A 19,477-nucleotide genomic window follows, 5' to 3' on the forward strand; every position below is an offset into this window, starting at 1 on the left:
TTCCCCCTGTCGGCGATCGGAAACACTTCGTGCAAAGAGACAGCCGCACGCCGGCGAGGGCCGGATCGTGCGGCATCAGCGGGCAAGCGCGGCAGAAAGACCGCCTGCCGTGCTTATTTGAGGCCGACGTTCATGAATTGCGTCGGGCCGAACGGGTCGATCTTGAAACCCACCACGTTCTTGCTGATCGGCTGATAGACCGTGGAATGGGCAATCGGCGTAAACGGCACCTGGTCTTTGAAGATTTCCTGGGCCTGCATATAGGCTTTAGTGCGCTCCGCCATATCGGTGGTGCCACGGCCTTTCTTGATCAGATCGTCGTAAGGCTTGTAGCACCATTTGGCAAAGTTACTGCCATTCACCGCGTCGCAGCCCAGCAATACGGCAAGCCAGTTATCCGGATCGCCATAATCGCCGGTCCAGCCGATCAGCATCGCCTCATGCTCGCCCTGATGACCGCGGCGAATGTACTCACCCCATTCATAGGTGCCGATTTTCACCTTGACGCCGATCTTCGCCCAATCGGCTTGCAGCATTTCCGCCATCAGCCGCGCGTTCGGGTTATACGGCCGTTGCACCGGCATCGCCCACAGCGTGAGGTCGAAGCCGTCGGGATAACCCGCCTGTTTCAGCAGCGCTTTCGCTTTTTCGACGTCGTATGGCGCGTCTTTCAGGTTCTTGTCGTAGCCCCACTGCGTCGGCGGCATCGGGTTGGTCGCCGGCTGCCCGGCGCCCTGGTAGACCGACTCGATAATCGCTTTCTTGTGAATTGCCATATCGAGCGCGCGGCGCACCAGCACGTTGTCGAGCGGTTTTTTCGTGGTGTTGTACGCGATATAGCCGAGGTTGAAGCCCACCTCGTTCGGCATCGCAAGCGATGGGTCGGCTTTAACCGCCGGAATATCGGCGGGCCGCGGATACGCCATCACCTGGCATTCGCCGCGTTTCAACTTTTGCAGACGCACCGCAGGATCGACGGTAATCGCGAATATGAGTTTGCTGACTTTGACCACGCCCGGCTTCCAGTAGTCGGGATTACCGTCGAAGCGAATCGTGTCGTCCTTCGTATAGCTGCGGAAAATGAATGGGCCGGTGCCGACCGGATATTGATTGATATCGGACGCTTTACCCGCCTTCAATAGTTGATCCGCATATTCCGCCGACAGGATCGACGCGAATGGCATCGCGATTTGCTGCAGGAACGGCGCATCGACTTCCTTCAACGTGAAGCGCACCGTGTAGGGATCGACCTTCTCGATCTTCGTGATGTTTTTCGCCAGGCCTAAATCGGTGAAATACGGAAACGGCACCGCGTACGCCTTGCGGAATGGCTGATCGGGATCAAGCATTCGCTCGTAGGTGAAGACGACATCGTCGGCGTTGAATTCGCGCGTCGGCTTGAAGAACGACGTCGTCTGGAATTTCACGCCGTGGCGCAGATGGAACGTATAGGTCAGGCCGTCCGGCGACACCTCCCATGTTTCGGCGAGGCCCGGTTCGATATCGGTGCTGCCGTGCGCGAACTCGATCAGCCGGTTGTAGACCGTGTACGAACCCGCGCTGAATTCGACGCTCGTCGTGTATTGCGCGGTGTCGAAGCCCGCCGGGCTGCCTTCGGAGCAGAACACGAGGGTCTTGTCGGGCAGCGTGGCCGCGTGCGACGCGACGGGCGCCATGCCGCTCGCGGCGACCGCGAAAGCGGCAAGAGCGGGCAGGCAGAACTGGTGAAGCGCAAACAGCCTCTGTGACACTGTCATATCGTCCTCCGCACAGCAGCCGGGTCAGCTGCGCTTCGATCATAGACAGCACAAAAATGAGCTTCAACAGGGACTTACCACGTCGCGCGCAGCGCAGCCGTATGTGCGCGGCGATCTTTTTTGAAATAACCGGCGCGGGATAATGGCCGATTTAGGCGACTCTTTAATTGGATTCATGACCTCGTACCAATTCACCAACAACTGGTTCGACGCCCTCGCCAAAGGCGTGTGGGATCAGTTGATGACGCACCATGCGCCCGCGAGGATTCTCGAAATCGGTTCGTACGAAGGCGCGAGCGCCTGCTATCTGATCGACACGCTGGCGCCTCGCCAGCCCATCGAACTGCATTGCATCGATAGCTGGGAAGGCGGCATCGAACACCAGGCGGGCGGCGTCGCGCCAGCCGACATGAGCGCGGTCGAGGCGCGCTTTCATCACAACGTGACGCTCGCGGCCGGCAAATATCCGGGTCGCGCGCAGCTCACGGTACACAAGGGGTATTCGGACGAATGCCTCGCGCGTTTGATCGCCGCGGGCAGGAAGGGTTACTTCGACTTCGTGTATGTCGACGGGTCGCACCAGGCGGCCGACGTGCTGGCCGATGCCGTGCTTGGCTTCAGGCTGTTGAAAGTGGGCGGCGTTATCGTGTTCGACGACTACCTGTGGTCGGAGCAGTTGCCGTCAGGGAAAGACCCGCTGCGTTGCCCGAAGCCCGCGATCGACGCGTTCGTCAATCTGAACTTTCGCAAGCTGGAGCTACTGTCCGCGCCGTTGTATCAGCTCTATGTGCGGAAGGTGTCGGACTAGTCCGCGCGGCCGTTGCAGCCGCGCGGATTGCTTATTGCCTGCTGCTTGAGCGCTTGATTACGCGCCGAGCCGTTCGCAGATCGCCTTGGTCGCCGCGGCGCCGTTCAGCGTATAGAAATGCAGCCCCGGCACCTTCGCGTCGATCAGCCGTTGGCACAGGTCCGTTACCACATCGAGCCCGAACGCGCGAATCGACTCGCGGTCGTCGCCGAAGCTCTCCAGCCGGCGCGCGACCCAGCGTGGCACTTCGGCGCCGCACATTTCGGAGAAGCGCATCAGCTGCGAGAAGTTCGTGATCGGCATGATGCCCGGCACGATCGGCACATCGACGCCGAGCTTGCGCGCGTCGTCGACGAAACGGAAATATGCGTCGGCGTTGAAGAAGTACTGCGTGATCGCCGAATTCGCGCCCGCCTTTACCTTGTTCGCGAAGTTTTCCAGATCGTGACGCGGCGAGCGCGACTGCGGATGGTATTCCGGATAACCGGCCACCTCGATCCAGAACCAGTCGCCGAACTCGGCGCGGATGAAGCTCACCAGTTCCGACGCGTAGCGCAGTTCGCCTACCTCGCCCATGCCGGACGGCAGATCGCCGCGCAGCGCGACGATGTGGCGAATGCCATGCGCGCGGTACTCGTTGAGGATCGCGCGAAGGCTCTCTTTCGACGAGCCGATGCACGACACGTGCGGCGCCGCCTCGAGCCCTTCCTTCGCCATGTCGACGACGGTATCGAGCGTGCCCTGTTGCGTCGAGCCGCCGGCGCCGAACGTGACGGACACGAACTTGGGCTTGAGCGACGCGAGTTGTGCGCGCGTGGCGCGCAGCTTGTCGACGCCTTCCTGCGTTTTCGGCGGGAAGAATTCGAATGAAAGTTCGATCGGGTTCATGATTCAGTAAGTCAACCTAAGCTGCGGTTGCCGAAAATGAGCGCGGACAGCAGCCACGAAACAATGCTGTACAGAATCGAGCCGAAGAACGCCGACCAGAATCCCGACACTTCGAAGCCCTTCAGCAGCGACGCGCACAGCCAGAAGCACAGCGCATTGACCACCAGGATGAAGAGTCCGAGCGTGAGAATCGTGACGGGCAGCGTCAGCAGGATCAGCACCGGGCGCAGGATCGTGTTGATCAACCCGAGCACCACCGCGACCAGCAAAGCGGTGCCGAAGCTGCGGATATGGATCGACGGAACGAGATAGGTGATGATCAGCAGCGCAAGCGCGTTGATCAGCCAGGTCAACAGCACGGTCATGTAGAGCTCCTTGTCGGCAGGATGTCCATTAACGGAAGAAGCACGGAAGAAGCACGGAAAAAGGCGGGGCATGGCGAACAAAGCGGCGCATTACGCGCCGCCCTGTCTTCAAACCGTCATGCGAAACCCGCCCGCGTGCTTAATAACGGTAGTGGTTCGGCTTGAACGGGCCGTTCTTGTCGACGCCGATATAGCCGGCCTGATCGTCGGACAGCACGGTCAGGGTCGCGCCGATGCGCGCCAGATGCAGACGGGCGACCTTCTCGTCCAGATGCTTCGGCAGCACGTACACCTTGTTCTCGTACTTCTTGCCCTGCGTGAACAGTTCGATCTGCGCGAGCGTCTGGTTCGTGAACGAGTTCGACATCACGAACGACGGGTGGCCCGTCGCGCAACCCAGGTTCACGAGGCGGCCTTCAGCCAGCAGAATCACGCGCTTGCCGTCCGGGAAAATGATGTGGTCGACTTGCGGCTTGATGTTGTCCCACTGGTACTGACGGGTCGACGCGACATCGATTTCCGAATCGAAGTGACCGATGTTGCAGACGATCGCGTTGTGACGCATCGCCTTCATGTGGTCGTGGCCGATCACGTGGTAGTTGCCGGTGGCCGTCACGAAGATGTCGGCCTTGTCGGCGGCGTATTCCATCGTCACGACGCGGTAGCCTTCCATCGCCGCCTGCAGCGCGCAGATCGGATCGATTTCGGTGACCCACACGGTCGCGCCCAGACCGCGCAGCGATTGCGCGCAGCCCTTGCCCACGTCGCCGTAACCGGCGACCACGGCGATCTTGCCCGCGATCATCACGTCGGTCGCGCGCTTGATGCCGTCGACCAGCGACTCACGGCAGCCATACAGGTTGTCGAACTTCGACTTGGTGACCGAGTCGTTGACGTTGATCGCCGGGAACGGCAGGCGGCCTTCCTTTTCCATCTGATACAGACGGTGCACGCCGGTCGTGGTTTCTTCCGTCACGCCCTGGATGTGCGACAGACGCGTCGAGTACCAGGTCGGGTCCGCGTCGAGGTGCTTCGCGATCGACTTGTACAGCGCAACTTCTTCTTCGTTGGTCGGCTTCGAGATGACCGAACGGTCTTTCTCGGCCTTCGAGCCGAGGATCAGCAGCAACGTGGCGTCGCCGCCGTCGTCGAGGATCATGTTGGCGAATTCGCCATTCGGCCATTCGAAGATGCGGTGCGAGAATTCCCAGTATTCGTCGAGCGATTCGCCCTTGAACGCGAACACCGGCGTGCCGGCTTGCGCGATGGCCGCAGCGGCGTGATCCTGGGTCGAGAAGATGTTGCACGATGCCCAGCGGACGTCGGCGCCGAGCGCGGTGAGCGTCTCGATCAGTACGCCGGTCTGGATCGTCATGTGCAGCGAACCTGCGACGCGCGCGCCCTTCAGCGGCTGCTGCGCCTTGTACTCTTCACGCGTTTGCATGAGACCGGGCATTTCCGTCTCGGCAATGGTGAGTTCCTTGCGACCCCAGTCGGCAAGCGACATGTCGGCAACGATGAAATCTTTGGAAGCTTGCGAATCGATAACTGCGGCGTTCATCACGCCCTCCTTTCTAAGAAATTGACTAGAAATTTGACGTGAGCGCGGTTCGATGCGGCGGATAGGACAGCGCGATGCGCATCCGAGCCCTCCGATTGAAGCCTTCGAGCCTGGCGGGCGGCCGGCGAATATGCTGATTCGCGGTACCCGTCGCAACGCTCCTCGAAGACGAACGGCGATTGTAGCAAATCGAGATGGCTTCGGGGCGTGCGGGCGCGGGGTGGATTGCGGCGGGGCGGGTTGGGGTGTGGAGCGTGGCGAAGAGGCCCGCGTGACAGGCGTCAGCGTTCGATTACGCGCGCCGCGCGCAAGCGCCCGACGCCCTCGCGAGCGGTGTCGAGGAACTGCCGGGAGAAGCGGAACGCATCGGCGATATCGGCCTCGGCTGGAATCTGCAGCCCCAGCGCGACGCGGAAGTAGCGTTCGGCATGGATGCCTGCGTGGTAATGCATGCGCACGCGCTTCACGTCGTCGAGACGCGGGTTGCCGAAAATCTCGCGCAGCGCCCACGAAAATGCGCCGTCTTCGCCGCCCAGGCGTCGAAACGCATCGTCCATCGGGAAGCCGCCGAGCGCCGCGTACACCGCACGGCGGATGATCAGGCTGCTCGGCACCGTATTGCTGAGCGTCTGCGCATGTGCCGCGAAGTCGGGATGCGCGGTGAGTTCGACGGGAAAATCCGTGTACTCGACGTCGAGCCGCACTGAGACTTCCGCCGGATTTTGCGCGAGGAACGCGCTTGCGGCGCTCAATGCGCCGGGCAGGTATTCGTCGTCGGCGTCGAGGAAGGCGAGCAGATCGTGCGCGGCGTGCAGCGCACCCCAGTTGCGCGCCCGCGCGGCGCCGCCGTTATACGGCATGCGCAACAGACCCACACGCGGATCGAGGCGGCCGTAATGAGCGACGATCTCCACGGACGCATCGGTCGAACCGTCGTCCACCACGACGATTTGCGCCGCTTCAGGTTGGATCAGGCAGCTTTGCAAAGCGCGAGCGAGCGTGGCCGCGCCGTTGTAGCAGGGAATGAGGATCGAGATGGGCGTCATGAGTTGAAGCGGGCGGGTCGACGGTGGAAAGCCGTCGATGTTATCCGGCTTCTCGCGGCGTCCATCTTGAAAACGCCGCGGCTTGACGACCTGAGCGACGGGCCGCAGCCTCAAATCGGCAGCAGCCCCAGCATCGGCGCGAGCAGCACCATCACGACACCGGCGATCATCATGGTCAGACTGGCGACCACGCCCTCTTCGCTACCGAGTTCGCGCGCCTTGGCGGTGCCCACGCCGTGGGCCGCCGCACCGAACAGCGCACCGCGCGCGAGCCGCGTGCGCAGCGGCACGAGGCCCAGCACGAGTTCGCCGAAGAGCATCCCGCAGACACCCGTGGCGATCACGAAGAGCGCGGTGAGATCCCGCGGCGCGTGAATCCGGTCGGAGACAGCGAGCGCGAACGGCGTCGACACCGAGCGGGTCATCAGGCTGCGTTGCAGCTCCGGCGACAGATGCAGCAGCTTCGCGAGCATCAACGAGCCGCCAACGGCCACGACGATCCCCACCGTCACGCCGACCGTCAGCGAAATCCAGTGCCGCTTCAGCAATTCACGGTATTCGTAGATGGGTACCGCAAACGCGACCGTCGCGGGCCCGAGCAGCCACATCAGCCAGCGCGTGTCCTGGAAGTAGACGGCATACGGAATGTGCGCGAGCACGACAATCGCCGCGAGCACGGCCGGCACCGCCAGCAGCGGCGTCAGCCACGGTGATCTGAAGCGCGCGTACAGCGCCTTGGACGCAAAATACAGCGCCACCGTCAGCACGAAACAGCCGGCTGCGATCAGACGCGAGGCATCGTCGGCGAACAGGGACGAATAGAGCGTGCTCATCGAGGCGCCTTGGGCAGAAATGGCAGATCAGGAAAACTCAGGCGCGCGCCGCGTGCCGCGCGACCATCACGCGGCGCAGCGCGAGGCGCCGCTCGAGACGGGCGGCCTGCTCGACCGCGAAGGCCACCGCGATCATCACCATCAGCGTGCCGCCGACCACCACCAGCGCGAGACGCCAGCCGTCCTCGCGGAACAGGCCGCCGTACTGCACGGCGGCAACCGCGGCCGGAATGAAGAACAACAGCATGTCGGACAGCAGCCAGTCCGCGCCGGCCTTGATCCAGCGCGGTGCGATACCGCCGCAGAACAGCAGCGCGAGCAACGCGACCAGGCCGACCACACCGCCCGGCACCGGCAGATGGAGCATGCGCACGGCGAAATCGGCGACGACCCACAGACCCGCCAGCGCGGCGCTTTGCACGACGATCCGCGCGACGCGCAGCGCACCGCTGGCGCGGCGAGCGTAGGCACGGGCGATATCAGCGGGAACGGGCGTCGTCATGGCAATCCCTGGGTGACTTCGAATGAAAGCCAGTATAGGTTGCACCGCAGCATAAATATAATGACTTACAATCATTCAAATCATTCCAATTTGGAATTCCGGAGGCCGGGATCGTGGAACTACGTGCGCTGCGGTATTTCGTCGAAGTGGTTCGTCAAAAGAGTTTCACCGTCGCGGCCGAGCAGATGTTCGTCACGCAGCCGACCATCAGCAAGATGGTCAAGTCGCTGGAGGACGAGATCGGCTCGCCGCTATTGCTACGCGACGGCCGTCAGATGGTGCTGACCGATGCCGGCCGCATCGTCTACCAGCGCGGTCAGGACGTGCTGGCGGCGCACGCGCAATTGCAGGCCGAACTGAACGATCTCGACACGCTCGGCCGCGGCGAACTCACCATCGGCATTCCGCCGATGGGCGGTTCGCTTTTCACGCCGGCCATTGCCGCGTTCCGCCAGCGTTATCCGAAGATCGAGCTGAAGCTTTTCGAGCAGGGTTCGCGCGCCATCGAAGCGGCGCTGATCAACGGCGAGCTGGAGCTGGGCGGTGTGCTGCAACCGGTCGACCCGGAGAACATCGAGGTGCTGCCGATGACGCGCCAACTGCTCTGGCTCGTCGCGCGTACCGGCTCGCCCTGGGATCACTTGCACGAGGTGCCGCTCGCGCAACTCGCCAACGAACCGTTCGTGTTCTACGGCGAGAGCCTCGCGCTCAACGACGTGGTGCTGAACGCGTGCCGCACGGCGGGGTTTGCGCCGACCATCGTCGGGCGAAGCGGGCATTGGGATTTCATGGCGGCGCTAGTGCTGGCCGGCGTCGGCATCGCGTTGCTGCCGGCGCCGTATTGCCGCCGGCTCGACCCGGCGCAGTTCACCTGTCTACCGGTGGTCGACCCGGAGATTCGGTGGGAAATGGCGATCGGCTGGCGACGCAACGGTTATCTGTCGCATGCCGCGCGCGCATGGCTCGACGTCGCGCGCGAGGCGTTGCCCGGCCAGGCCGGCGACGATTTCATGCTGGGTCCGGGCATCGGCATGACGGGCATCGCCGCGCCGACGCGGACTCCGCCCGCCGAATGACGGAATGCCCGCGCGTGCCCCGGGAAATTACTGCTGCGCGACGAACTCGATGCGGCGGTTGGTGAAGCGCCCGCCCGCCGTGTCGTTGCTCGTGACCGGATTCGCATCGCCGTAACCTTGCGCGATCAGCGAGTCGGCCGGCACGCCTGCGTTGACGAGATACGCGCGAACCGCCTCGGCGCGCTTCTTCGACAGTTGCAGATTGGCTTGCGCGTCGCCGACGTTGTCCGAATAGCCGGCCACTTCGAGCCGCACCGACTTGCCGTTGTGCGCACAGGCGTTCAGCCCCCGCGCCGACTGGTTCAGGTCTTCCACTGCCGAGGCCGGCACACGGGCGCTCGCGCTCGCGAAGTTGATCACCTGCAGATTCAGCACCTTGACGATGTCCGCCGCCACGCACGTGCTGTCGGGCGTGAACAGACCCTTGACCGCGCTGCGGAAGTTTTCGGTGGCGTCGGCGACGGCGTGCGCGACATCGAATGATCCGATCTGATACGACGCGCCGAACAGCGACTTCAACTTGTCGAGCCAGCCGAGCTTCGCGTCGGTCGCACTGCCGCTCAGTTCGACGCGTGTGCCGTCCACTTTCACTTCCGCGCCCGGCAGAGACATCAGCGGCAACAGGCCGTCGAGATGCGCGAGCCAGTCGGCGGGCTTCACTTGCGGATCGACCGTGATGTTCTGGGCGAAGTTGGCGACGCCGAGACGCTTCGTCAGTTGGTCGATCAACTGCGTCTTTTGCGCTTCGCTGCCGAGCGTGGCGGTGAGCGTCGGCTTGCCTGCGGCATTGACGGTAAAGGCGAACTGGCTGTCTTTGGCCGGCTCTGCCGCGGCGGCTGGCGCACTGGCGGCGCTGGCTTCAACCGTCGACGCGGCGACATCGCTGCTCGCTGCCGTGGCGGCGGCTGCCGTCGCCGACGCTACACCCGCTGCGGAAGCGGGCTGCACAGCGACAGCGGTTTGCGCACCGCTAGTTGCGAAGAGTGCCTCGCCGCCTGACTCGCCGTGGCAGCCGCGCAAAAACAGAAAAGCCAGCACGGCCGCGACGGCCGCCAGCAGCCACCAGAGCCACGCGTGCGACCGGCGCTCTTCGCGCATCACCGCGTCCGCAGGTACCTGGATCGGCGCCAGCATTTCCGGCACCGGCTTGCCGGCCGGTGTCGGCTGGTCGATATGCGCCGATACCGCCTTGAGTTGCGACAGGATGCTGCCGGCGAACGCGCTCAGGCCGCCCACGCCCAGCGCGCCTAGCAGGTGGTCGTTCAGATACGGCGTGATGACGGGAAGTTGCTGGCTCAGCAGAGCCGGCAACTCACCGACATTGCCCCGGCCGTCGAGAAGATGCCGCTTGAGCACGCCGAACAGCGTTGCGCCCACAATGCCCGTGATCGCATGCGCGGCGTGCGCGGGCGCGCCGGTTTGCCGGGCGACCTCGTCGCTGACCAGATCGGCTGGGCGATTGAGCCCGCGTTCGAGCAGTTGCCGCCCGACGGTTTCCAGCTGGGTCAAACCGCTCGTGCTGGCGAGCAGATGCGGCAACTGTTCGGCGATGTGCCCGTTCACTTCCGATGAAAGGATCGTCGTGAACAGCGAGCGCGCACCTTCGAGCGTCGCACCCTTGTTCATCAGGCCTGCGACGAGCGCCGGGCCGGTGGCAGTCAACGCCTTCCGGGCGGTTTCCGCCGGCAGCCCCAGGCGGGCACCGAGTTGCCGCACGACATCGTCTGTCAGCACGGACTGAACCAACTGAATCACATTGAGACTCATCGCTTCGCTTCCTTGAGATTCCGGGCGCGCCACATGACGCGCTCTTTTTCGCGGCGCGATTATAGGAGCTGGGGAATCTCAAAATCGAAGCTGGACAATTTATGACAATTGACCGACGTTGTCCGAATTTGTCCTAGGAAAGAAAACAGATTGAGGCATTTTGATGAGCCTCAGGCGACCCGCGCCGCCGCGCCGCCGATGCCCGTTAGCGACGTGCTCAGCCTCGTCGCACCATCGCGGCGGCTGGCCGTGATCAGCTCGGCCGCGCGCTCGCCGATCATCACCGTCGGCGCATTCGTGTTGCCGCCGATCAGCGTCGGCATCACCGAGGCATCGACGATCCGCAAGCCGCTCACGCCGCGCACCCGCAGTTGCGGATCGACCACCGAGCGGGCATCGCCGCCCATCCGGCAGGTCGCCACCGGGTGGTAGATCGTATCCGCGTGCCCGGCGATGGTTTGGCGCAATTGCGCGTCCGACTGCCGCGCATGCGTGTACAACTCGGCGCCGCCGTGCAGCGCGAGCGACGGCGCATCGAGAATGCGCCGCGCCATCTTCACGCCGTCCACCAGCAGATCGAGATCGCGCGCGTCGCTGAAAAAACGTGGATCGATGACCGGCGCGGTACGCGCATCGGCACCCGCGAGCGTCACCGCGCCCCGGCTGTGGGGGCGCAACACGCACACGTGCAGCGAGTAGCCGTGGCCCCAATGCATGTGGCGGTTGTGATCGTCGACGATCGCCGCGCAGAAATGCAGTTGCAGATCGGGCCGGGTGAGCGTCGGCCAGCTCTTCAGAAAACCGCCCGCCTCGGCGACGTTGCTCGACAGCATGCCGCGCCCGTGGCGCATGAAAGTGACGAACTGCGGCAGCATCCGCGCAATCCCGCGCACCGAAAAGCCGGTCGGCTCGATCGACGCAACCCGCTTGTTGATCGTGAAATCGACGTGATCGATCAGGTTCTGGCCGACCTCCGGCGCGTCGTGCAGCACGGCAATGCCGAGCGACTGCAGATGCGCCGCCGGCCCGATGCCCGAGCACATCAGCAGTTGCGGCGAATTGAACGCGCCCGCCGCCAGCACCACCTCGGCGCGCGCTTCCAGCGTGTCGGCGTGGCCGCCGCGCACGATCTCGACGCCGCTCGCGCGTTTGCCGTCGAAGGTCACGCGCAGCACGGTCGCGTCGGCGATCGTATGCAGATTGGGGCGCGCGCGGTCGTAGATATAAGCGCGCGCGACGCTGCAGCGGCGGCCGTCGCGCTGCGTCACCTGATAGAAGCCGATGCCTTCCTGGTCCGCGCCGTTGAAATCGAGATTCGGTTTGTAGCCGGCTTCGAGCGCGGCCTGCACGAAGCGCGTCGAGAACGGATTGCGGTAGCGCAAGTCGGAAACGGTGAGCGGGCCGGCGTCGCCGTGCCACGCGTCGGCGCCGCGCTCGTTGCCTTCGGCGCGGCGGAAATACGGCAGCACCTCGGCCCACGACCAGCCATCGCAACCGAGCTGCGCCCATTCGTCGTAATCGAGCGGATGGCCGCGCGTGTAGATCATCGCATTGATCGCGCTCGATCCGCCGACGCCGCGCCCGCGCGGCTGATAGCCTTGCCGGCCGCCGAGGCCCGGCTGCGGCGTCGTCAGATAGCCGTAGTTGGTTTTGAGTTTGTTGGGCACCACGGCCGCCACGCCGACCGGCATGTTCACGAACAGATTGCGGTCGGTGTGCGGACCGGCTTCGATCAGGGCGATCGTCGCATCGGGACAGCTATCCGCGAGACGGCTCGCCAGCGCGCATCCCCCCGAGCCCGCGCCGACAACGATGTAGTCGTATTGCATCCGCTCCTCCTGATGGGCCGCGTTGCTCATGCACCCTGTCTCGTGCACACTTGTCTACGTGTGTTTCACCGGCATTGTAGGGAGCGTGCCGGGGCCGCGGCGGCTTCACGCCAGAGCGATTCCTCTAAACGCAAGCGCGGCCGCGCCCCTATGATGAAAGACGCGCGCACGCCCGCCAACCGGCCGCGCACGTCATTCAAACAGTGCGCGGCAGGCGCCCTCGCCCAGCGTGCGGCACGACACGCGGCGATTAAACGGCACACCGTCGCAGCCCCCGTCGATCAGCACCGGCGAGCCTGCGGTGAACGGAGACAGCACATGGAACGGCATCACTTCGGCCAGACGCACGACGTGACGAATCAGGTCCCGCCGCTCGCGGACTACAACCTCTTTTCCAGCGACGTCGCGTTGTCCGCCGCCCTCGAACGCGATGGCGCCGGCTGGCATCGCGAAGCGCTGCTGCGGCATGGCGCGGCGCTCACCACCCCCGAGACGCTCGCGCTCGCCGAACTGGCCAACCGCCATACGCCCGAACTGTTCACGCACAGCCCGCGCGGCGAGCGTATCGACGCGCTGGAGTTTCATCCCTCGTGGCATACGCTGCTTTCGCTATTGCGACGCGAAGGACTGCATGCGCTGCCGTTCTCCGATCCGCAACGCGGCGCGATGGCCGCACGCTGCGCCGGCTACTTCCTGCATGCGCAGCTCGAATCCGGCTCGCTCTGTCCGTTGACGATGACCTTCGCCAGCATCCCGGTATTGCAGCGCGAGCCCGGCTTGTTCGATACGTTGCGCGACAAGCTCTACGCCCGCGAGCATGATCCGCGCGACGTGCCGCTCACGCAGAAGACGTCCGCGATGATCGGCATGGGCATGACCGAAAAGCAGGGCGGCTCGGACGTGCGCACCAATCAGACCCACGCGCATGCGCTCGCCGCCGGGGGCCGCGACGGCGCCTACCGGCTCGTCGGGCACAAGTGGTTTTTCTCCGCGCCGCAGTGCGACGCCCATCTCGTGCTCGCGCGCACCGACGATCACACGGGCCTGTCGTGCTTTTACGTGCCGCGTTTCGCGCCGGACGGCCGCAAGAACACCGTGCAGATCCAGCGTCTGAAAGACAAGCTCGGCAATCGCTCGAATGCGAGCAGCGAGGTCGAATTCCTCGACGCGTTCGGCATCATGATCGGCGAAGAAGGGCGCGGTGTGCCGACCATCATCGAAATGGCGAACTACACGCGGCTCGACTGCGTGATCGGCAGCGCGGCGTTGATGCGCGCGGCGCTGGTGCAGGCGATTCACCATGCGCGCCATCGCAGCGCGTTCGGCCGGCAGTTGGCCGACCAGCCGCTGATGCGCAACGTACTGGCCGATCTCGCCCTGGAGTCCGAAGCGGCGACGGTGCTCTTCATGCGCCTCGCGCGCGCGTTCGAAGCATCCGCCGACGCTTCGTCCGGCTCACCGGCCGAGCGCGCGTGGCGGCGCATCGTCACGCCGGCGGCAAAGTACTGGGTTTGCAAGCGCACGCTGGAATTCACCGGCGAAGCGATGGAAGTCTGGGGCGGCAACGGCTACGTCGAAACCGGTCCGATGGCGCGCTTCTATCGTGAAGCGCCGGTGAATTCGATCTGGGAAGGCTCCGGCAACGTGATGTGCCTCGACGTGCTGCGCGCGCTGGAGCGTGAGCCGGAGGCGGCGCATGCGCTGTTCGCCGCGTGGCAGGCGCAGGTGGGCGCGCATCCGGCGTTGCGCGCTGCGCTTGGCAAGCTGGCCGCCACGCTCAATGGCCCGGCCGATGAACGCGAAGCGTCGGCGCGCCGGATCGCCCAGCAGATCGTGCTGATCGCGCAGGCCACGCTGCTCGTCGAACATGCGCCCGCTGCGATCGCTGGCGCGTTCATCGCCACGCGTCTCGCCGAGGGCTGCGGCGAAAGCGGCCGCGTGTACGGCACGCTGCCGGCCACGGTCGATCATGCGGCGATCATCGAACGGGCGTTTCCCGTGTGAGATCCGGGCCTACGTCAATAAAACACTCGAAGCAGACACCGCCAGATCAATAAGCGCGATCCAACGCGCACCGTCATCCAATCAGGGGGTGGACCCATGAAGCACGATTTGCCCGAGATCGCCGCGCTCGAAGCGCTGCTGCGCGATCAACGCGATGCCTATCTGCGCGCGCCCTATCCGTCATGGGACACGCGCGCCACGCATCTGAAAGCGTTGCGCCAGGTCATGCTCGACAATCGCGACGCGCTCGCCGACGCGATGAACGCGGACTTCGGCAATCGTGCGAAAGAAGAGGTGCTGCTCGCCGAGTTCCTGCTGGTGAAGGAAGAGATCGACGCCGCGCTCAGGCACGGCAAGCGCTGGATGAAGCCACAGCGCCGCAGCACCAGCAAATGGCTGCTGCCGGCGCGCGCGAAGGTCGTGCCGCAGCCGCTCGGCGTGGTCGGCATTCTCGTGCCGTGGAACTATCCGGTGCTGCTCGCCGCCGGGCCGCTGATCAGCGCGCTGAGCGCGGGCAATCGCGCGATCATCAAGATGTCCGAACTGACCCCGCGCACGTCGGCGCTGTTCGAGCAGCTGATCGGTCAGACCTTCGCGCGCAATCACGTCGCGGTAGTCAATGGCGACGCGGCGCTCGGCGCTGCGTTCAGCGCGCAACCGTTCGACCATCTGCTGTTCACCGGCTCGACCAGGGTCGGCCACGAGGTGATGCGCGCGGCGGCCGAGCATCTGACGCCGGTCACGCTCGAACTCGGCGGCAAGTCGCCGGCGATCATCGGTGCGCAGGCGCGCTTTAACAACGCGGTCGACAACCTCGTCGCCGGCAAGACGCTCAACGCGGGTCAAACCTGCGTCGCGCCGGACTACGTGCTGGTGCCGCGCGGCACGGAGCAGGCGTTCGTCGACCGGGCGCGCGCGCGGATGACGAAGATGTACCCCGCCTTCGCGACCAATCCGGACTACACGTCGATCATTTCGCCGCGCCACTTCGCGCGGCTTGAGCGTCTCGCCGACGAAGCCCGCGCTGCCGGCGCGCAACTGCATGGGCTGACCGACGCCGCGCCCGATCCCGCAAGCCGCCGCTTTCCGCTGACCGTGGTCACGAACGCGCCCGACGACTGCGCGCTGATGCAGGAGGAAATTTTCGGGCCGCTGCTGCCGATCGTCCCCTACGACACGCTCGACGACGCGATCGCGTACGTCAACACGCGCCCTCGTCCGCTGGCGCTGTATCTGTACGCCGACGATGCGCCGACGATCGGGCGCGTGACGCACGAAACGATCGCGGGCGGCATGGCGGTCAACGAAACGCTGATGCACCTCGCGTGCGAAAGCCTGCCGTTCGGCGGGGTGGGCGCGAGCGGAATGGGTGCATATCACGGCTACGAAGGCTTCGTGACCTTCTCGAAGATGAAGCCGGTGCTGACGCAGTCGCGACTGAACGCGCGCGGCTGGATCGCGCCGCCGTATGGCAGGCGGGTCAACGCGTTGCTGAAGCTGATGATGCGCTTCTGACGCAACCGCCCAGACGGCGCAGCGGGCGAGCTCTAGCGCGGCGCGGCGCCGCCTTCGATCTCGGTGGCCACCACGTCGGTCACGTCCTGCGCGGTATCGGCGCCGTGTGCCGGCTCAACCTCGGCGCCGCTTTCCAGCCGATGCAGCCACGCGAGCAATTCCGCCACCGCCTGATAAAGCTGCGGCGGGATGCGCGCGTCGAGGTCCACCTGCATCAGCAGCGAGACCATCTCGGGCGCCTCATGGACATACAGGCCCGCTTCCTTGGCCCGCTGCACGATCATCTCGGCCAGCAGCCCATAGCCTTTGGCGACCACGCGCGGTGCGGGGTCCCCGCTTTGCGTGTCGTAGACGAGCGCGGCCGCGGTGCGGCGATGTGTGCGGCTCATCAGATATCCCAGTCGAAATCGTTGCTCGGCGCGGCTGACGCGCGAGCGCCGCGCGGGTTGCGGCGGGCCGTCGTCGCGGCGTGGGCCGCCGGGCTCGCGGAGGTTGCGGAAGCCGAAGCCGCCGCCCCCGCCGTCGATGCCGAGCGTGCATAGGCCGATGCCGCCGCCTGCGCCTCCGCCGCGCTCGCCGCCGTGGCCGCGGTGCCAGGCACGCCGCCGCCGATCTCGCGGATCGTCAGGCCGTTCAGTTCGATGCCCGCCGCCGCGAGCCGCTGGCGGAAGCTCTCCCCCTGCAGCGCGAGCCGCGTCGCGCCGCCCGGACTCGCCTGCACGCGTGCCACGAGCCGCATGCCGGTCAGCGTCAATTCGGCGTCGACGGTGCCGAGCGTGGGCAGCGACAGCGTCAGGCGCGTGCGCCAAGGCTGGTCGTCCTCGCTCGCCATGCCGCCGCCGCTGCGGTCCCATTCGTCGCCGTCCTGTTCGATGGTCCAGTCGAGCCGCGCGCCCGGCCACGCTTCGCCGCTCCAGCGAAACTGGCCGGTCGCGAGCAGATCCAGTTGCTGCCGCACCAGCGGCACGGTCGCCGGATGCACCGCCGCGGCCATCGATTGCGAATTCTGCGCCGCGCCGGTGTCGGCCGTTTGCGGCGCCGCGCTGTGCAGCCCGGCATGCGCGGGTTGCCCGGTCAGCTCGGACAGCGAATCGGCCAGCACTTCACCGGCCACGAAACGCGCGGCCTGCGCGGTCAGGATCGACGGCATCGCGCGGGCCGTGGCGGCGCTCTCGGGTGCGCCGCTTGGCATGCCGCCATTGGAAGCGGCGCCGGCGCCCTGTCGCGTCGAGCCGTTGGGCAGCGGCGCGTCGCCCTCTTCATTGCCCCAGTCGAGCGGTAATTGCGCGGCGGCGACCAGCCTGTTTTGCGCCTCGTCGGCAAGGTCCGCCGGCGAGCGCTGGCCGGCCAGCCATTGCGCGAGATGGGCTTCGTAGAACAGACCGCTATCGCTCACGGTCCGTTCGAGCGCGGCCGTGAGCGCCGCGACCGGCACCTGGGCGGCCGCGACATTGGCGGTGGCAGCAGCAGCAGTGGCCGGATTTCCCTTCAGCGTGGTGGAAGCGGCGGTCGTGTCGAACAGCGGCAAGCCGTCGACTTCGATGTCGAGCGCCGGCGCGGCCGGCCAGATCGGTGTCTGACCGAGCACCGCCAAGGTTGCATCGCCGCCCGCATGCGCGATCGCATTGAGCGTCAGCGCGACGGCGGAGAGCGCGGTTTGCGCGGAAGGCGGCGGTGCGGACGGCACGGCCGGGGGCGCGGTAATCGGCGCGGCATCGACACCCGCCGCACCGGTTTGCGAGGTGGCCGTACTGCCCGGCGCGATGTTGAGCAGACTGTCGACCCGGCTCGTAAGCACCGAAGCGATGGCCGTGTCGATTCCGTTCATGCCGATTCCTTGGTCACATTAGCGGCAGCGCGCTCAATCTCGAATCAGTCCGGTCGGGCTTCGCGATCCGCAACGCGCGGCGCACGCACGCCGGCTCAGCGCGCGCCGTACAGTTCCTTGAGCACGCGCGTCGGCCGTCCGGCGAACAGCGCCGACAGGTTGGCCATGCACGGATTCGCCAGATCCCGGATGGCGGCATCGTCTGCGAGAATCTGACGGATCAGCGCGTATTTACGCAGGCGCTCGGCTTCGTCCAGCTTCACATCGGAGTCGGCCTCCTTCAACGCTTCCACCAGATGCCGGTACTCCTCCTGCAAGTGGACCAGGTCGCTCCACAGTGCGCGCCGGGCAGCCGTCAGCATGCGGCAGGAAATCGCTGCGATCGCCTCGTAGCGGGCAAAATATTCTGCGTTCGATGTCATCTCATGCTTTCCGCGGCCGGCTGGGCTGCCATCCGCGCGATCTCCGGGGCAATGCCGATCCATGCTTCTTCGAGCGTCGCCAGCAAGCCGTCGACTTCGACCAGCATCGTCTCACTCTGTTTGATATTGGCTTCGAGCAGCCGGCGCGCCATGTAGCTGTACAGCGCGTTCAGCCGCTCCGCAATCTCGCCGCCCACCTCGATGTTCAGCGACTGCTGCAGCCCGCTTTCGATAATGCGAATCGCCTTGCTGATCGCCATGCCACGCTCGGCCACATTGCCTTGCTGCAAATGCATCCGCGCCTGCGCGATCGCCTGCCTTGCACCCTGATACAGCAACACGATCAGACGATGCGGACTTGCGCCCATCACACCTGTCTCGACGCCGACGCGTGCATACGCATTGGCTCCAGCGTGTCCTTGGGAAAACATCGGCGCTCCTCTTCTCATACAGACTGCGGTTTGGTCGTGGCATGGCCGTCCGGAGCGTCGCAGCGCCCGAGGTTGCCCTGTACCCGTGTTATCGGATACGCAACGACAAAGCTTTAGGCCGATGTAAGGAGGATTAAGGGGCGTATCGCGCACGAGCCGACGCCACGCCGGCAGGGCTCGTCAGTCTCCATGACGAACCACGCCGGGCGCATGCGGGCCGCAGCGACTGCGTCACGCCCGCGCAGGCGCGAACGGCTGAGGGTGCGCCGCCGTCGCGGGCGGCGCTGCCGGCAGTCGTGCAGGCTCGAGCAGGCTCAAGCAGCTTCAGGCGAGCGAGGCCGCGCGCGGCTCGCTCAGACCGCCATCTGCGCGATGTCGTTGTAGGCGGCAACCAGCTTGTTGCGCACCTGCAGGCCGAACTGGAAGCCCACGTTGGCCTTCTGCATGTCGACCATGACGTCGTTCAGCGACACGTTCGACGAGCCCAGTTCGAACGCCTGCGATTCGCCGATCGCGGTTTTCTGGTCGTTGCTGATCTTGTCGAGCGACGCCTTCAACGCCGACGCGAAACCGCCGGTGGTCGCCGCGCCGGACTGCTCGGCCGCCGGGCTCGTGCCGCCGGCCGCCTGCGCCGCCATCGCCTGCATCTGTTGCAGCGCCGACGAGAGCGCGTTCACGGGCATGGTCATGTTCTCTCCGTTGAATGAAGGACCGGCGGGTTATAGCCGTACTGCACAGCCGTACCGATCTGAACCGAAGCATAGCAAGCGCCCCCGTCGCAACAGGCCCGAAAGTAGGGGGGAAACCCCGCTCTATTCAAGCAATCGGGTTGAGCCGCGCTGCGG

Annotated in this window: 18 protein-coding genes and 1 riboswitch; of the genes, 4 read left to right on the forward strand and 14 right to left on the reverse strand. The window is 65.3% G+C overall.

Going from position 1 to position 19,477, the window contains the following annotated elements:
• Positions 1 to 113: 113 nt before the first annotated feature.
• Positions 114 to 1,757, reverse strand: coding sequence for an ABC transporter substrate-binding protein (locus ACZ9H4_RS22240; protein WP_408140271.1), 1,644 nt, complete (start codon positions 1,755 to 1,757; stop codon positions 114 to 116).
• 175 nt (positions 1,758 to 1,932) lie between these two features.
• On the opposite strand from ACZ9H4_RS22240, the gene ACZ9H4_RS22245 reads away from it, so the two are divergent.
• A complete protein-coding gene (locus ACZ9H4_RS22245) occupies positions 1,933 to 2,565 on the forward strand; it encodes a class I SAM-dependent methyltransferase (protein WP_408140269.1) in 633 nt (210 codons plus the stop codon).
• 57 nt (positions 2,566 to 2,622) lie between these two features.
• Here the strand turns inward: ACZ9H4_RS22245 and metF are convergent, their stop codons facing one another.
• The 6 genes from metF to ACZ9H4_RS22275 form a co-directional block, all read right to left on the reverse strand.
• The gene (gene metF / locus ACZ9H4_RS22250) at positions 2,623 to 3,453 is read right to left on the reverse strand and encodes a methylenetetrahydrofolate reductase [NAD(P)H] (protein WP_408140267.1); all 831 of its coding nucleotides are present in this window, start codon (positions 3,451 to 3,453) and stop codon (positions 2,623 to 2,625) included.
• An 11-nt stretch (positions 3,454 to 3,464) separates the two neighbouring features.
• Positions 3,465 to 3,818 carry a phage holin family protein gene (locus ACZ9H4_RS22255; protein WP_121315967.1) on the reverse strand — a complete coding sequence of 118 codons (354 nt, stop codon included), beginning with the start codon at positions 3,816 to 3,818 and terminating at the stop codon, positions 3,465 to 3,467.
• Positions 3,819 to 3,957: 139 nt separating this feature from the next.
• Complete coding sequence (gene ahcY, locus ACZ9H4_RS22260) at positions 3,958 to 5,379, reverse strand: adenosylhomocysteinase (protein WP_408140265.1); 1,422 nt, start codon at positions 5,377 to 5,379, stop codon at positions 3,958 to 3,960.
• A gap of 33 nt (positions 5,380 to 5,412) precedes the next feature.
• Positions 5,413 to 5,549, reverse strand: a riboswitch (S-adenosyl-L-homocysteine riboswitch).
• A gap of 111 nt (positions 5,550 to 5,660) precedes the next feature.
• Entirely contained in the window at positions 5,661 to 6,425 is a 765-nt protein-coding gene (locus ACZ9H4_RS22265) for a glycosyltransferase family 2 protein (protein WP_408323245.1), read from the reverse strand.
• Positions 6,426 to 6,535: 110 nt separating this feature from the next.
• Positions 6,536 to 7,258, reverse strand: coding sequence for an LrgB family protein (locus tag ACZ9H4_RS22270; protein WP_408140262.1), 723 nt, complete (start codon positions 7,256 to 7,258; stop codon positions 6,536 to 6,538).
• Between the two features lie 37 nt (positions 7,259 to 7,295).
• On the reverse strand, positions 7,296 to 7,760 hold the full coding sequence (locus tag ACZ9H4_RS22275; RefSeq protein WP_408152796.1) for a CidA/LrgA family protein: 465 nt from the start codon (positions 7,758 to 7,760) through the stop codon (positions 7,296 to 7,298).
• A 113-nt stretch (positions 7,761 to 7,873) separates the two neighbouring features.
• On the opposite strand from ACZ9H4_RS22275, the gene ACZ9H4_RS22280 reads away from it, so the two are divergent.
• A complete protein-coding gene (locus tag ACZ9H4_RS22280) occupies positions 7,874 to 8,836 on the forward strand; it encodes a LysR family transcriptional regulator (protein ID WP_408152795.1) in 963 nt (320 codons plus the stop codon).
• Positions 8,837 to 8,863: 27 nt separating this feature from the next.
• On the opposite strand, the gene ACZ9H4_RS22285 is transcribed toward ACZ9H4_RS22280, so the two are convergent.
• Both ACZ9H4_RS22285 and ACZ9H4_RS22290 read right to left on the reverse strand, forming a co-directional pair.
• Complete coding sequence (locus ACZ9H4_RS22285) at positions 8,864 to 10,603, reverse strand: OmpA family protein (protein ID WP_476120902.1); 1,740 nt, start codon at positions 10,601 to 10,603, stop codon at positions 8,864 to 8,866.
• Between the two features lie 170 nt (positions 10,604 to 10,773).
• Positions 10,774 to 12,432 carry a GMC family oxidoreductase gene (locus ACZ9H4_RS22290; RefSeq protein ID WP_408323243.1) on the reverse strand — a complete coding sequence of 553 codons (1,659 nt, stop codon included), beginning with the start codon at positions 12,430 to 12,432 and terminating at the stop codon, positions 10,774 to 10,776.
• A gap of 318 nt (positions 12,433 to 12,750) precedes the next feature.
• Here ACZ9H4_RS22290 and ACZ9H4_RS22295 point away from each other — a divergent pair, with 318 nt between their 5' ends.
• Positions 12,751 to 14,436 (forward strand): isovaleryl-CoA dehydrogenase, encoded by a 1,686-nt coding sequence (locus tag ACZ9H4_RS22295; protein WP_476120904.1) that lies wholly within the window; start codon positions 12,751 to 12,753, stop codon positions 14,434 to 14,436.
• Between the two features lie 96 nt (positions 14,437 to 14,532).
• Positions 14,533 to 15,951, forward strand: coding sequence for a coniferyl aldehyde dehydrogenase (locus ACZ9H4_RS22300; RefSeq protein WP_476120906.1), 1,419 nt, complete (start codon positions 14,533 to 14,535; stop codon positions 15,949 to 15,951).
• Between the two features lie 32 nt (positions 15,952 to 15,983).
• Here ACZ9H4_RS22300 and ACZ9H4_RS22305 read toward each other — a convergent pair whose 3' ends face one another.
• The 5 genes from ACZ9H4_RS22305 to fliE all read right to left on the reverse strand — a co-directional run bounded on the left by ACZ9H4_RS22305 (position 15,984) and on the right by fliE (position 19,321).
• Positions 15,984 to 16,340, reverse strand: a complete 357-nt coding sequence (locus ACZ9H4_RS22305) for an EscU/YscU/HrcU family type III secretion system export apparatus switch protein (protein ID WP_408152789.1) — start codon at positions 16,338 to 16,340, stop codon at positions 15,984 to 15,986.
• Positions 16,340 to 17,779 carry a flagellar hook-length control protein FliK gene (fliK, locus tag ACZ9H4_RS22310; RefSeq protein ID WP_476120908.1) on the reverse strand — a complete coding sequence of 480 codons (1,440 nt, stop codon included), beginning with the start codon at positions 17,777 to 17,779 and terminating at the stop codon, positions 16,340 to 16,342. Before fliK ends, ACZ9H4_RS22305 begins: the two co-directional genes overlap by 1 nt.
• 95 nt (positions 17,780 to 17,874) lie before the next feature.
• On the reverse strand, positions 17,875 to 18,201 hold the full coding sequence (locus ACZ9H4_RS22315) for a flagellar protein FliT (protein WP_476120910.1): 327 nt from the start codon (positions 18,199 to 18,201) through the stop codon (positions 17,875 to 17,877).
• Positions 18,198 to 18,632: a flagellar export chaperone FliS gene (gene fliS / locus ACZ9H4_RS22320; RefSeq protein WP_476120912.1), complete on the reverse strand. Its 435-nt coding sequence runs from the start codon at positions 18,630 to 18,632 to the stop codon at positions 18,198 to 18,200. Before fliS ends, ACZ9H4_RS22315 begins: the two co-directional genes overlap by 4 nt.
• Positions 18,633 to 18,985: 353 nt before the next feature.
• A complete protein-coding gene (gene fliE / locus ACZ9H4_RS22325) occupies positions 18,986 to 19,321 on the reverse strand; it encodes a flagellar hook-basal body complex protein FliE (RefSeq protein WP_408140239.1) in 336 nt (111 codons plus the stop codon).
• Between the last annotated feature and the right edge of the window lie 156 nt (positions 19,322 to 19,477).

Source organism: Paraburkholderia sp. TE9906, from assembly GCF_056279605.1.

Excerpts from the sequence above, each read along its gene's own strand:
- ACZ9H4_RS22240 (WP_408140271.1), bottom strand. The coding sequence starts at position 1,757 with ATGACAGTGTCACAGAGGCTGTTTGCGCTTCACCAGTTCTGCCTGCCC.
- ACZ9H4_RS22245 (WP_408140269.1), top strand. The coding sequence starts at position 1,933 with ATGACCTCGTACCAATTCACCAACAACTGGTTCGACGCCCTCGCCAAA.
- metF (WP_408140267.1), bottom strand. The coding sequence starts at position 3,453 with ATGAACCCGATCGAACTTTCATTCGAATTCTTCCCGCCGAAAACGCAG.
- ACZ9H4_RS22255 (WP_121315967.1), bottom strand. The coding sequence starts at position 3,818 with ATGACCGTGCTGTTGACCTGGCTGATCAACGCGCTTGCGCTGCTGATC.
- ahcY (WP_408140265.1), bottom strand. The coding sequence starts at position 5,379 with ATGAACGCCGCAGTTATCGATTCGCAAGCTTCCAAAGATTTCATCGTT.
- ACZ9H4_RS22265 (WP_408323245.1), bottom strand. The coding sequence starts at position 6,425 with ATGACGCCCATCTCGATCCTCATTCCCTGCTACAACGGCGCGGCCACG.
- ACZ9H4_RS22270 (WP_408140262.1), bottom strand. The coding sequence starts at position 7,258 with ATGAGCACGCTCTATTCGTCCCTGTTCGCCGACGATGCCTCGCGTCTG.
- ACZ9H4_RS22275 (WP_408152796.1), bottom strand. The coding sequence starts at position 7,760 with ATGACGACGCCCGTTCCCGCTGATATCGCCCGTGCCTACGCTCGCCGC.
- ACZ9H4_RS22285 (WP_476120902.1), bottom strand. The coding sequence starts at position 10,603 with ATGAGTCTCAATGTGATTCAGTTGGTTCAGTCCGTGCTGACAGACGAT.
- ACZ9H4_RS22290 (WP_408323243.1), bottom strand. The coding sequence starts at position 12,432 with ATGCAATACGACTACATCGTTGTCGGCGCGGGCTCGGGGGGATGCGCG.
- ACZ9H4_RS22295 (WP_476120904.1), top strand. The coding sequence starts at position 12,751 with ATGGAACGGCATCACTTCGGCCAGACGCACGACGTGACGAATCAGGTC.
- ACZ9H4_RS22300 (WP_476120906.1), top strand. The coding sequence starts at position 14,533 with ATGAAGCACGATTTGCCCGAGATCGCCGCGCTCGAAGCGCTGCTGCGC.
- ACZ9H4_RS22305 (WP_408152789.1), bottom strand. The coding sequence starts at position 16,340 with ATGAGCCGCACACATCGCCGCACCGCGGCCGCGCTCGTCTACGACACG.
- fliK (WP_476120908.1), bottom strand. The coding sequence starts at position 17,779 with ATGAACGGAATCGACACGGCCATCGCTTCGGTGCTTACGAGCCGGGTC.
- ACZ9H4_RS22315 (WP_476120910.1), bottom strand. The coding sequence starts at position 18,201 with ATGACATCGAACGCAGAATATTTTGCCCGCTACGAGGCGATCGCAGCG.
- fliS (WP_476120912.1), bottom strand. The coding sequence starts at position 18,632 with ATGTTTTCCCAAGGACACGCTGGAGCCAATGCGTATGCACGCGTCGGC.
- fliE (WP_408140239.1), bottom strand. The coding sequence starts at position 19,321 with ATGACCATGCCCGTGAACGCGCTCTCGTCGGCGCTGCAACAGATGCAG.